A 13,645-nucleotide genomic window follows, 5' to 3' on the forward strand; every position below is an offset into this window, starting at 1 on the left:
GGTGTCCCAACGGGGCGCAGCCCCCTTCCTGCACCCCGGGGGTCGCCCCGGGGCAGATCGGGGTGACTAGGGGGCATAGGGGATAGGACCGCTCTACTCTTGTGACCTGTAACGAAACGGACCATCGGGACGACAGTGCCGGTGGACAGCTGCGGCGTCACGGCGACGTGCCCGACAGCAGGTCCGACACAGCCTTGACGAGCACGAATATCGACGAGCACGGAAACGGAGTCGGCGCCATGGCAACGGATCAGGGACGATCATCAGGTCTGGGACTGGACGTCGGCTCGAGCACCTCGACGGCGGTCGCCGTGGACGGTCCGGGACACCTCGGTGACGCCGTCACCGTCGTGCGATCCACCGCACTGTCGGTCACGCCAGACCGTGAACCCGCCCTGGCCGCGCCGGGCACCGTCGACACCACGGCCCTGACCGGTTTCGCCGGCCGCGTCGGCGATCCTGTCGCGCTGGTCACCGAGGACGGACGCAGCTACACCGGCGACGAGCTCTACGCGACGACGCTGGACTGCCTCGTCCGCGAGGCACGCACGGCCGGCGCCGACGACGACGCCGCGATCGTGGTGACCTACCCGACGTCGTGGCCCGAGTACACGGTGGACCGGCTCCGCAACGCGGCTGCCCGCCACGGCCTCACCGACGTCACCTTCGTTCCCGACGCTCTCGCCGCGACGGCATGGATGCAGCAGTCGCCGGACGCGGTGGCGGACGGCGTCGTGCTGGTCGCGGACCTGGGTGCGAGCGCCCTGACCGTGTCGGTCGTGCGCACGGGTGCCGATTCGGCGATCCTCGGACGCGGTGCGCGCAGCGAGGACGTCAGCGGCGCCCACATCGACCAGGTCGTGTTGGCGCACGTGCTCGACAACGTCGACTCCTCGTCGCTCGATCCCTTCGATCCCGCGACGGTCGAGGCCCTCACGACCCTGCGCACGCACTGCGCGACGGCCAAGGAAGCACTGTCCTCCGACACCGAGACGGTCGTGCCGGTGCACCTGCCCGGCATCGACACCGACGTGCGACTGGTGCGGTCGGAGATCGAGGAACTACTGCGCGAGACGTTCGACGACGTCACCCGGGTACTCGGCGAGGCGCTGCGCACCGCGGGTGTCGACGGCGACGCGGTCGACCGCGTGCTGCTGGTCGGCGGCGGCGCGTCGATCCCCATGCTCACCGAGACCGTGTCCTCCGCGCTGCGCAAGCCGGTGACCGTCGGCGAACAGCCCGCGGCCACCGCCGCGACTGGAGCCGCACTGCTCGCCGCCGACATCGCTTCTGCCGGAGCAGAACTGAACCGCCCGGGCGCAGCGGCACTCGCTGCCGTCGCCGCCGGTTCCACCGTCGACGACGACGAGACCGACCTGCTCCCTCCGGTCACCGAGCGTCCCGCCTCGGCCCGAACCTCCACGCCCGCACCGGTGTCGCGCTCGGCACACGCCAAGGACGCCCCGTCGCGCGGTAAGCGCACCGCCGTCATCGGTGGCGTCGCCGCTGCCGTGATCCTGCTGGCCGCGGGTGGCCTCTCCGTCGGCACCGGCCTCGTCGGCGGATCGTCGGAGAACACCGGCCCCTCCACCAGCAGCGCGGTGGCCCCGGCCGCCGCGGACGGTTCCGTGAGCGCGACCCCGACCACCGCCGCCGCCGGCGTCGACCCCGTGACGGGACAGCTGCGCACCACCGGAGCCGCCGGAGCGCCGACCAGCGGCGCCGCAGCAGCACCGGGGGCTGCGGCTCCCGGCGCGACCGCGCCCGGCTCGACCGGATCGGCCGCGGTACCGGGCGCCACCGCGCCGAACGCTGCTGTGCCGAACGCACCGGCGCCCCAGTTCACCGCTCCGAGCGTCCCGACGGTCCAGGTACCGCAGGTGCCCCAGGCTCCGGCCTACACCGCACCCTCGCTGCCGCAGTACACACCGCCGAACGTCATCGGCGGAGTCACGGACGGCCTCGGCGGTGTCGTCGGAGGCGTGGGTGACACCTTGGGCGGTGTCGGCGCCGGTCTGGGCGGTGCAGTCGGAACGCTGACGAGTCCCCTCGGACTGTGACTTCGCCCGACGAGCGATCGGCCCTCGACGCTCTGCTGTCCGCGCACGATCACACCGCCCTCGTGGTGGTGACGCTCGCGTCGGTCGGTGTGGCCCCGGATCCGTATCTCGTCGCCGATGTCGCCGACGTCCCGATGCCCGACGCCGCCGCCGCCGTGGAGCGCACCCGGGGCTGCGGGGTCCTGTCCGACGAGGGCCTGCTGTCGGACTCCGCGCGCGGTGCCCTGCGCGTGGTGATGGGCGAGCACGGAATGCTCGGCGTGCTGCGTCGCCTGGCACGGGTGCACCTCGACAGTGGCGGTCTCGGTGGTGATCTCGCGGTCTCGCTCGCGGATGCGGGTCTGCGCGATCCCGATCTCGCACAGCACCTGGTCGGATTGGCCTCCGCCGCAGACCGTCTCGCCGCACGACGACTCTGGGACGCGGCCTCCGCGGCGGGTGCGCAGGGCACCGACATCTCCGTGCCCTACGCCGACGCCCTGCTCGCGAGCGGAGATCTCGACACTGCGGCGCTCACGGTGGACGCGGTGCTGTCCGCCGAGGCGCCGTCACCCGACGGAGTACGCGGAGCCGTTCGCGTCGCGTCCACGGTCGCACTGATGCGCGGCACCGCGTCGCACGCCGCCGACCTCTACCGGTGGCTCGGGCCGGACCGCATCGGACCGGATGCGGCGTACGCGGTGACGACGCTTCTCGCCGTGGGGGACGCCGACTGCGCCGCGACGTTCGTCCGCGCGCACGGCGGCCTCCGCCCCGTCCCGCCCACGTCGGCGAACGCCCGCTCGACGCTGGTGGCCCGCGGGCTCCTCGACTCACTGACCGAACCCGCCACTGTGGCAACGGGTTCGCTGCTGCGCGCCGCCTCGATGGCCGACACCGCGGTGGGCGCCCGGGCCGAGCCGGAACATCCCGCGGTGATCGCGGCACTGATCGCTCTGCACACCGGCGACCCCGCCACCGCCCGAGCGGTGCTGACCGAGACCATTGCCGCGGACCCGGGATGCGCGGTGTCCACGCGGTGCCGTCTGCTGCTCGCCTGGTCGGCACTCGTGGCCGGCGACACGGGTGTCGATCCCACCTCGGGCGTCGACCCGGCCACGCTCCCCCAACGGGACGCCCTGTCCTACTTCGCACTTCGCGTCGCCACCGCCCGCCGACGCGGAGATACCGGCGCCCTCATGTCCGCGTGGCAGGAGGCCCGGCGCACCGTCGCGGAGGCCGAACCCGATCTCTTCTCCCTCATCCCGCTCGGTGAACTGTGGCTCGCCGCAGTGCGCCTCGGGGACACGGCACGCATCGCGCACTCCGTCTCCGCGGCCACCGCACTGGTCGCCTCGCTCGGCGAACCACCGACCTGGGCGGCCACGTGGCACTGGTACGGCGTGCAGGCCGCCATCCTCGGCGGCGCCCCGGCCGACCTGCTCCCCCACGCTCGTGCGCTCGGCTCGTTCGCCGACCGCAGTCCGCACGCCGCAGCACTCGCCTCCGCCGGCAAAGCATGGCTCCGCGTCCTGCAGGGCGAGCCCGACGTCGCCGAGGTCGAGACGTCCGCTCGCACCCTGGAGAAGTTCGGGCACGCCTGGGACGCGGCGCGGCTCGCCAGTGACGCCGCCCTGCGTGTCGCCGACACCCGCGACGCCACCGCCCTGCTGCAGATCGCCCGCGACATCGGTGCCGTCGCGGCGACGGCCGAGCCCACCGAGCCCGGTTCCGCGTCGCTGGGGGCGCTGACCGAGCGCGAGGCGGAGGTGGCGCATCATCTCGTACTGGGCCTGACGTACCGCGAGATCGGCGCCCAGATGTACATCTCGGCCAAGACGGTCGAGCACCACGTCGCACGGATCCGTCGACGTCTGGGAGCGCAGTCGCGCTCGCAGATGCTGTCGATGCTCCGCGCGGCCGGCTACGCACAGGACAAGGAACGACGGGTACACGCATGAACACCGGGCACGACGCCGCACCGATCACCCGAGCCACCGGGATCCACATCACCGATCTGACGTCGACGGCCGTCGTGGTGTCGACGACCTCGGGTGAACTGGTCCGCGTGCCGGTGACGGCCGAGACGGTCCTCTACCTCCTGCCCGACGGCACGACGACACTGCACCGACCCGACGCGCTGACGGCGGACATCGACGTCGTCGATCGCTTCATGGCTCGCGTCGGTGACCCGTCCGGCGTGGTCTCGTCCCGCGGCGTACCCATGCGCGCCGAGGACCTCGTCGCGACCATGATGTTCCTGCTGCTCAGTGAGACCGTCGACGCCGGCGAGGACGTCCGCGTCCTCACGGCCGGAGCTGCCCATCCCGCCGACTGGTCACCCGAGCGCATCGCCGCGCTGCGGGAGGCGCTCGACTTCGTCGGACTCACCGCGCTGACGCTGCATCCCGAGTCGGCCGATCCCCACGCCACCCTCGGCGCGTCGGAGGAACGGCTGGCCGCCGCCGCGGCCGCCGCACGTGCCGCCGCCGGGCTCGCGCCGACGACGGGGGCACCGCTGCTCGCGACCGCTGCCGCCTCGACAGCCACCGACAGCGGTGCATCGAGGTCGACACCGCGCGGCCCCCTCGCCCTCCTCGTGGCGGCCGCAGTCGCGACCCTGCTGATCGTGGGCGGCGGTATCGCCTACCTCGCGTCCGATCGGACGGTCAGCACCGCGGTTCCGGCCGTCGAGGACGCCGCCGGTGTCACCGCGCGGCCGACGACGACTCGTCCCGCTCCGTCCACCAGCATCGGCTTCCCGACCGTCGTCCCCGGCGCACCCGCGCCCGTCGAGGCCACACGTGCACCTGCTCGGATCACCACGACGGTGCCCCCGCGCGCACCGGACCCCGTGCCGGCACCCGCGCCCGCGCCCGCTCCTGCTCCCGCCCCGGCTCCGGCACCCGAGCCGGCACCCGAACCCGTGCCGAGCGACCCGCCCGTCGTCGTGGAGCCCTCGCCCACCAGTCCGTCGCCGTCACCGTCGCCCGATGCACCGATCGAAGACTCGGACGAGACCGCGGACGACCCGCCGACCGGCGGCTGAGTGCTTCCCGTGCGCGTTGTGCGTGCCGCGGGATGCGCGAAGCGCGCACGGGGGGCGGAGCCCATCGGGTACCCCCTCACCGTGACGACCGGTACGGTGATCGGACGGGTGCTCGCGGTCGACGTGGCACCGTGTCTGCAACTCGCCGAGGGGGTCGAGTCCGAATGAGCGCGCGCAGCCAGGGGTTCGACGGACCCCGGGTCGACAAGACGATCCACCTCGTCATGGCGGTGACCGATGCCGAGACGGCCGTGTCGGTCGACATCGACGGTGGTACCGAGCTGTTCGAGTGCCCGACGGCGGTGGGCCTGGACCCCGATGGACGCGTGCGCCTCGATGACTCCGACCAGGGCGTTCGCGGTTTTCTCGTCGCGGTGGGCGACACTCGCGGACTCGGACTGGCCGACGGTCGCGTGGTGCGCGCCGAGGATCTCGTCGCCGGATTCGTCCACGCTCTGACGGGCATGCTGTCGGAGCTCTACTCTCTGCCCGCCGACGCTCGATGCACGCTGCTCCACCCAGCAGGACTGTCCGCCGAGTCGGTAGCCGCGTTGCGGGACGCCCTCGATTACGTCGGTCTGCAGGACTGCTCGCTGACTCCTGCGACGTCGGAGAGCCCGGCGGCGGCCGTTCGCGCCGCAGCCTCACGTCGGTCGTCGCCGCTCACCTCGGCGGCCTCGGACAAGGCATTCGCGGCGATGGTGTCCGACTCGGCCACCGGTAAGACCGCTCACACTCGACCACATAGGAGAACACCCACGCGCGCGGCGGTCTCGGTCGCCGCGGTGGCTCTCGCGTTCCTCGCCGTCGGCGGCGCCGTGGGCACCCACGACCTCGACTCCAGCTCGGTCGCGCCCCTGAACTCGCAGCAGGCCATCACGCCCGCCGCTCCCGTCGTGACGTCGTCGTTGGACAGCACCACGACGTCCGCCGCGCCGCTGCCCGTCCAGGAGCAGGCACCGGCTCCGGTGCAGGAGGCCCCGGCTCCGGAGATCGACACGCTCGACCCTGTCACGGAGACGATGCCGCCCTCGCTGCCGGAACCCAGCGGCCTCACCGACATCGTGGAGCCGCTCGATCTGTTTCCTGATGGTGGGATATTCGGTGGAGTCGGGTCCCCACCCCCTCCAGACACCACCACCACCACCACCACGACGGCACCGTCCACGACAATCGCCACCACGACACCGGAAACCTCGGCCTCGGAGACCACTGCCCCGGCCCGGTCCGTCTCGCGTACCTCTCCCGGTTCTGTGAACCGTCCCTGACGCTCGTCGGGCGCCGGAAACACTCAGGATGATGCCCTATGCTCGTGCGCTGGCATCGGTACCTCTGCGAACCATGTGCGGACCCGACGGGCCACGGACTGTCACCACTGCGAAGGGAACTTCTTGCGTAACTCGGCGGCCACAGCGGCCACGGGCCAGAGTCACTCCGAGTCGAGCGGCGCATCTCGCAGCGCACGGGTGATGGGGGTGGTGGGCGCGTCGCTGCTGATGCTGAGCCTCGGCACCGCCACTGCCGGCGCAGCACCCGCGTCGGCGGCTCCCGAGCAGCTGTCCGCGGATCGCCTCCCGTCCGAGTTGGTCGACGCCGTGCAGCGCGATCTGCACATGTCGCCGCAGGAGTACCTCGACCGCGCTGCCGAGGCGCAGAAGCTTCGTACCTACGCCGACGACTTCCGTCAGCAGCGCCCGGCGGACTTCGCGGGTGCCTGGATCGGCGACGACGGCGTTCCCGTCGTCGCGGTCACCACCTCGGAGGCCGCGAGCCAGGTGGCGCAGGACGGCTACCGCAGCCGCCAGTCGCCCGTGTCGGCGGACACGCTCGAGCAGTCCCTCGACGACTTCGGTCGCTGGGTGTCGGGTCTGCCCCGCGAGGTCTCGTCACAGATCAATTCGGCGGCTGTCGACGTGCTCGGCGGACGGGTGATCGTCGACATCGCCAACGGTCCGATCGGGCGCGCACTGAATCTGCCGACCGCCATCGCCAACCTCCAGGTGCAGCTGTCCCCACCCGCTCCCGGTCCGACGCCTCCGCCTGCCGTGATGGGCGGCGACGACTACGTGACGTCCGCCGGCGACATCACCACCGCGCCGCTCGAGGACATCGAGATCTGCTCGTTCGGGTTCAGCGCCACCGACGGGGCCGGCACGCCGGTCAGTCTTTCTGCGGGACACTGTGATCCGGGCAACTCCGCCTCGGTCTACCTGCCCAATCGTGACGACATCCGCGCCAGTACTCCCGTCGGCGACTTCACCACGTCGAGTGTCGGCGGCGGCGACGGACTCGACTACTCCGTCATCGCGCTGAACGACGCCGGCGTGGCCGCGGGGCTCGACCAGCCCACCGTGCGGGGAGCCAACGGCACCGCCCTCACGATCACCGGAACGGCCTCGCCCGTCATCGGTGCCCCGGTGTGCAAGTCCGGTCAGGCGTCGTCCTTCACGTGTGGTCTCGTCGCTGCGGACCGCGTCGAGACGCAGCTCTTCCTGGGTGACGGCGACAGCCGCACGGTGCGTGGATTCGCCAGTACCGCCTGCACTCTCGCGGGTGACAGCGGCGGCGCCATCGTCACAGGGACACTCGCACTGGGCATCACCAGCGGATCCAACAGCGGCGCTGCTCCGAGCTGCGGCGAGGCGAACCTGGCCTTGGCTCAGTACGGCGGAACCGCCAGCCTGGGCATACCTGTCGACGCCGTCACCGCGGCCACCGGAACGACCGTCCGCACATCGTGAGATAGCACAACGTTCGGTCTCCTTGGTGCGGTAATGTCACGTGTCGAGGCGAGGCGCCTCCGCGCCTCGAGTGGGTGCGTTTCATTCATGAAAGGCCCGACATGGATTTCTTCGAACTTGCTTTCACGGTGATCGGTTACATCGTGCAGATCGTCTCGAATGCCGGCGTTCTGAGCTGACCGACTGCGCAGTGATCGCAGCCCGTCGTCTTCGGACGGCGGGCTGTCGCCATTTCTGGAGGGAACCAATATGACACGGGCGCATCACTTTTCGGATTCCGTCGCGTAACGCACTCTGGTCACAGTGGTATCGTGGGACACGCGCAGTCCACTCCGTCACCAGCGTCGGTGACGTCCGAGTGTCGACCGTTCCGTTCATCCCACGAGGAGGTGTACCGCTGTGCTGCGCTGCGTTCGATACCCGATGACCTTCGGCCGTTCCCCGAAGGAGGTATCGCTGTGACCGACATCGCCGATTCGTCACTCCCCCGCGAGACTCAATCCCCCGCCGCGATCTACACGGCGGCAAAGATGTCGTCTGCTCGGGCGGCCCTGAGTTCCGTTGCCCGCGATCCCCGACTCGCCGACGCTTCCGTGCTGTTGGGCGCGCTGTCGGTGGTGGCGTTCTGGAGCTTCGGCTTCGGCGTTCTGCTGGGCATCGCCGCGCTCGTCGCCGGCGTCCTGGCGACCCGCGTTCCCGATGCCGATCGCGCAGACACCGTCATCGGACTGCTCACCGGAGCCGTCGGTGTGATCGCGGGTGGCATCTTCCTCGCCGCCGCCGTTCCCTGGCTCTGATCCACTCCGCCTGAAACGAGAGAAGGCCGCCACCCGATGGGTGGCGGCCTTCTTCGCTGTCGATCTTAGTTCGCGTACTTCGTGGTTCCCGGCGCCGCATTCAGCGTGTTCAGGTACTCGAAGCCGGCTACGGCCAGAGCCGGGCCGCCAACTACGATCGTGCCGATAACTCCACCGATGGTGGCGGCAGTCGGGATGGTTGCCAAGCAAGCGAGCGCGATGACCGCGCACGTGCTGAGGCCGATGGCGCCACCGATGATGCCGCCGACGATGGTGCCACCGAGGCCGCCGACTGCAGTCGCGAGACTCAGCTGCGAGGCGAAGTCCTGGGTAGCAGCGGTGTTCTCAGCAGGCGATGCCGCATTCTGCTCGAGCGCGACGGGAGAAGCCGGTCCGATCGGTGCCGCGAGGTTCGGAATGAGCTTCACGGTGCGGCCCTCGTCGGTGTACTCGACACCGTAGGGGAACTCGATGCCGTTGAGGTTGAACGACAGCGGGAGGCTCAGGACGTCGTTGCCCTCTTCGTCCTCGAGGACGACGGCCTTGCCGTCGTCGGACGCACGGAACATACCGGCGTCGACGGTGGTGACGACGCCACCGGCCTCGACGCGCGATGCCCAGTTCAGCTCGGAGTTCTCCGCGGGAGCACTCTCGGTGGTCGTCGCGGAGGGGGTGGTGGTGGCCGGCTGCGCGTACGCAGTACCGGTGGCCACGCCCAGGGAGGCGATCGCGATCGCAGAGGTTGCGACGAGTCGACGCAGTGTCATCTAGATGTTCCGTTCGTTCAGGTTCGTGGTGTCGGACCCCGACACGAGCACTGTAGCGGTTGACAGGGACACAACCGAATATCAGGTCCGTTTCCAGTGCTCGATCCGGGAATTGTCCGTGTGAACAGCCACGATGTGACCTCATTCACGGACGAGGTGGCTCGTGAAGGGTAACAAAATGGTCGCGATGAGGGGCGACTTCCTCGGCGGCCCGAAGTTACCCACGAGGCAAGTTAGGAATACCTGTGCGGGAGGCCTGTCGCTGTGCCGTAATACGGTAGGGCTCATCGCGTGTGCGGGACGGACCAGCCCTCCGTCCGACCTGCGGTGATGTCGACCGAAATGCTAAGTTACCGATCGGTAGAACCCTTGTGGTTACCGGCTGGTAACTTCGAGTGGGACAGATGCATCCGGGCTGACCGTCGGACCGCCCCCTATGGCCGGCCGGAAGCGTAGGGCGACGGAATGGCCGTCGCCGAAGAAAGGCAGCGTCATGAATGCCCTGACGATCACCCTCGGCACCGTCGGTGCCCTGCTCAGCATCGTGTGTTGGGCCTACTTCTTCCGCGGTGCCGCGATGATGGTGCGATCCATCGCGCTGGGACAGCCGGACAAGACACGTCTGCGACCGTTCGTTCCGCGGTTCAAGCAGATGTGCATCGAGTTCGCTGCGCACACCCGGATGAACAAGTTCCGCTCCGTCGGCTGGGCGCACTGGTTGGTGATGGTCGGCTTCATGCTCGGCGCCATCCTGTGGTTCGAGGCCTACGGGCAGACGTTCAATCCCGAGTTCCACTGGCCACTCATCGGTGACCTCGCGATCTACCACCTCATGGACGAGATCCTGGGCCTGGGCACCGTCATCGGCATCGTGACGCTGATGATCATCCGGCAGCGGAACCACCCTCGCTCCCCCGAGCGCCTCTCCCGCTTCTCCGGCTCCAACTTCCGTGCCGCCTACTTCGTCGAGTTCGTGGTGCTGCTCGAGGGCCTCGGCATGATCTTCGTGAAGGCCGGCAAGATCGCCACCTACGGACACGCCAACCCGTGGACCGACTTCTTCACCATGAACCTGGCCAAGCTGCTCCCCGCGAGCGCGGTCCTGGTCTCGATCTTCGCCTTCGTCAAGCTCATGTCCGGCATGGTCTGGCTGCTGATCGTCGGCCGCAACATCACGTGGGGTGTCGCATGGCACCGGTTCAGCGCGTTCTTCAACATCTACTTCAAGCGTGAGGACGACGGCGGAGTCGCGCTCGGCGCGGCCAAGCCGATGATGTCCGGCGGCAAGGTCCTCGAGATGGAGGAGGCCGACCCCGACGTCGACGCGTTCGGTGCCGGCAAGATCGAGGACTTCACCTGGAAGGGCTGGCTCGACTTCACCACGTGCACCGAGTGCGGCCGCTGCCAGTCGCAGTGCCCGGCGTGGAACACGGGGAAGCCGCTCTCACCCAAGCTGCTCATCACTTCGCTCCGCGACCACGGCAACGCCAAGGCGCCGTACCTGCTCGCCGGTGGCCGCAAGGACATGGCGGGCGACGAGGTCGGCCTGGTCGACGCGGACGGCAAGCCGGACGAGGCCAAGCTCGCGAAGATCCCGCAGGCCGCCCGTGACGAGGCCGAGCGCCCGCTGGTCGGCGAGACCACCCTCGACGGCGGTCTCGGCGGAATCATCGATCCCGAGGTGCTGTGGAGCTGCACCAACTGCGGCGCCTGCGTCGAGCAGTGCCCCGTCGACATCGAGCACGTCGACCACATTCTCGACATGCGTCGCTACCAGGTGCTCATCGAGTCGGAGTTCCCCTCCGAACTGGCCGGCCTGTTCAAGAACCTGGAGAACAAGGGCAACCCCTGGGGCCAGAACGCCAAGGACCGCACCAACTGGATCTCGGAGCTCGACTTCGACGTGCCGGTCTTCGGCCAGGACGCCGACAGCTTCGAGGACTTCGAGTACCTCTTCTGGGTCGGCTGCGCCGGCGCCTACGAGGACCGCGCGAAGAAGACCACCAAGGCCGTCGCGGAACTGCTCGCCACCGCTGGCGTGAAGTTCATGGTGCTCGGCGCCGAGGAGACCTGCACCGGCGACTCCGCTCGCCGCGCGGGCAACGAGTTCCTGTTCCAGCAGCTCGCGATGCAGAACATCGAGACCCTGAACTCCGTGTTCGAGGGTGTCGACGAGAGCCGTCGCAAGATCGTCGTCACGTGCGCGCACTGCTTCAACGCACTCGGCAACGAGTACCCGCAGGTGGGCGGCAAGTACGAGGTCGTCCACCACACCCAGCTGCTCAACCGCCTCGTGCGGGCCAAGAAGCTGGTGCCGGTGGCGTCGGTGCAAGAGGACGTCACGTACCACGACCCGTGCTTCCTGGGACGCCACAACAAGGTGTACGACGCACCCCGCGAGCTGATGGCGGCGTCGGGCTCCACACTCAAGGAGATGCCGCGTCACGGCGAGCGCTCCATGTGCTGCGGCGCCGGTGGTGCTCGCATGTGGATGGAAGAGAAGATCGGCAAGCGGATCAACATCGACCGCGTCGACGAAGCGCTCGACACCCTGGGTGGCAGCACTACCGCGACGCAGAAGATCGCGACCGGCTGCCCCTTCTGTCGGGTCATGCTCAACGACGGTGTCACCGCACGCCAGGAGGCCGGTGGCAACGACAACGTCGAGGTCATCGACGTCTCGCAGATGCTCCTCAGCTCGATCACGCGCCTGGACTCCGCACAGCTCGGCGAGAACATCAAGGTGGTGCCGCGGGCCAAGCCCGTGGTCGTCCCTGCCGAGGAGCCCGTCGACACCCCCAAGGCCGAGTCCGTCGCCACCGAGGACGTCGCCGCCGCAGAGGAGAAGGGTCGCGTCGAGGAGATCGAGACGGCTGCTGCGGGTGGCGATCCCGCTGCCCCCGCGCCCGGCAAGGGTCTGAAGATGAAGGGCCTGGCCAAGGCTCCGGGCGCCAAGGCACCCGGTGCGAAGGCTCCGGCCGAGCCCGCCGAGTCGCCCAACGCCGACGGTGACGACGCAGCCGACGCGTCCAAGCCGAAGGGCCTCGGCATGGCCGGCAAGGCGAAGGCACCGGGCGGCAAGGGGCTGCAGCTCAAGGGTCGTCCTCCGGGCGCGAAGGCACCGGGATCTGCCGCAGCTGCTCCGGCCGAGAAGCCGGAACCGACCGACGCTCCCGCCGAGACGGCCAGTGAGGCATCGGAGTCGTTGCCGACGGTCAAGCCCAAGGGTCTCGCCGTGAAGTCCGGGTTCAAGAAGCCCGGCGCCAAGGCACCGGGTTCAGCGGCTCCTGCTTCTGCGGCTCCTGCTTCCGAGGCTCCCGCTTCCGAGGCTCCCGCTTCCCAGGCTCCCGCTCCCGAGGCTTCCGCCGAAGCACCGGCTGCCGAGGCACCGGCACAGGCGTCGGAGTCGATGCCGACCGTCAAGGCCAAGGGTCTCGCCGTGAAGTCCGGGTTCAAGAAGCCCGGCGCCAAGGCACCGGGTTCCGCGGCCGCACCGGCGGCTGAGGCACCGGCGGAGGCTTCTGCACCCGCACCGGCGTCTGAGGCACCGTCCGAGGCATCTGCTCCTGCCGAGGCTTCTGCCGAGGCTCCCGCTGAGGCTTCTGCACCGGCACCGGCACAGGCGACCGAGTCGATGCCGACCGTCAAGGCGAAGGGTCTCGCCGTGAAGTCCGGGTTCAAGAAGCCGGGCGCCAAGGCACCGGGTTCCGCGGCACCCGCCGCAGCGCCGGAGCCGGCGGCACCTGCCGAGTCGGAGGCACCGGAGTCGGCGGCACCCGCAGAGCAGGCACCCGAGGAGACGGCCGCTCCTACGCCGGAGTCGAACGGTGCTGCCGAGTCGAACGGCGCCGCGGAGTCGAACGGTGCTGCGGAGCCCGCAGACACCCCGGCGCCACCGCAGCCGAAGGCCGGTGGGCTCGGGTTCAAGTCGGGAGCGAAGGCGCCGGGCAAGAGGTCCTGACCGAACACCCGTTGCTGTAGCCGAACACCCTCTCCAGCGTGCTGGGGAGGGTGTTCGCGTTGTGTGCGGTGTGCGGCTCGGGACCGCAGTCCCCGCACCGCAGAAGGCACCACAGGCCCCGCACCGCAGAAGGCAGCACCCGGCACGCGGCTCCGCTCCCCCAGAGCCACACACCACTTGCCACCACCGAACACCCTGTCCAGCGTGCTGCGAGGGGTGTACGCGTCACGGACCCTGTGCAGCTCACGCATCCACAGGCCTCGGGCGATCCCCAGCGCGGCACCGGAGGCC

8 protein-coding genes are annotated in these 13,645 nt (G+C 69.8%); 7 read left to right on the plus strand and 1 reads right to left on the minus strand.

The window, feature by feature from the left end:
* Positions 1-239 precede the first annotated feature (239 nt).
* From HQ312_RS19100 to HQ312_RS19125, 6 genes are all read left to right on the plus strand, one after another.
* The gene (locus tag HQ312_RS19100) at positions 240-2,060 is read left to right on the plus strand and encodes an Hsp70 family protein (protein WP_222640644.1); all 1,821 of its coding nucleotides are present in this window, start codon (positions 240-242) and stop codon (positions 2,058-2,060) included.
* Complete coding sequence (locus HQ312_RS22260; protein ID WP_222640646.1) at positions 2,057-4,000, plus strand: LuxR C-terminal-related transcriptional regulator; 1,944 nt, start codon at positions 2,057-2,059, stop codon at positions 3,998-4,000. Before HQ312_RS19100 ends, HQ312_RS22260 begins: the two co-directional genes overlap by 4 nt.
* Positions 3,997-5,088, plus strand: coding sequence for a hypothetical protein (locus tag HQ312_RS19110; RefSeq protein ID WP_222640648.1), 1,092 nt, complete (start codon positions 3,997-3,999; stop codon positions 5,086-5,088). Before HQ312_RS22260 ends, HQ312_RS19110 begins: the two co-directional genes overlap by 4 nt.
* Before the next feature lie 164 nt (positions 5,089-5,252).
* Entirely contained in the window at positions 5,253-6,356 is a 1,104-nt protein-coding gene (locus HQ312_RS19115) for a hypothetical protein (protein ID WP_222640651.1), read from the plus strand.
* A 228-nt stretch (positions 6,357-6,584) separates the two neighbouring features.
* Complete coding sequence (locus tag HQ312_RS19120) at positions 6,585-7,829, plus strand: S1 family peptidase (RefSeq protein WP_222640831.1); 1,245 nt, start codon at positions 6,585-6,587, stop codon at positions 7,827-7,829.
* A 458-nt stretch (positions 7,830-8,287) separates the two neighbouring features.
* Positions 8,288-8,626 carry a hypothetical protein gene (locus HQ312_RS19125; protein ID WP_308115504.1) on the plus strand — a complete coding sequence of 113 codons (339 nt, stop codon included), beginning with the start codon at positions 8,288-8,290 and terminating at the stop codon, positions 8,624-8,626.
* Positions 8,627-8,691: 65 nt separating this feature from the next.
* Here the strand turns inward: HQ312_RS19125 and HQ312_RS19130 are convergent, their stop codons facing one another.
* Positions 8,692-9,393: an ammonium transporter gene (locus tag HQ312_RS19130; protein WP_222640653.1), complete on the minus strand. Its 702-nt coding sequence runs from the start codon at positions 9,391-9,393 to the stop codon at positions 8,692-8,694.
* Positions 9,394-9,886: 493 nt separating this feature from the next.
* On the opposite strand from HQ312_RS19130, the gene HQ312_RS19135 reads away from it, so the two are divergent.
* A complete protein-coding gene (locus HQ312_RS19135; RefSeq protein ID WP_222640655.1) occupies positions 9,887-13,354 on the plus strand; it encodes a (Fe-S)-binding protein in 3,468 nt (1,155 codons plus the stop codon).
* The last annotated feature ends 291 nt before the right edge of the window (positions 13,355-13,645 follow it).

It is taken from the genome of Rhodococcus sp. BP-316, from assembly GCF_019836105.1.
Classification (GTDB): domain Bacteria; phylum Actinomycetota; class Actinomycetes; order Mycobacteriales; family Mycobacteriaceae; genus Rhodococcoides.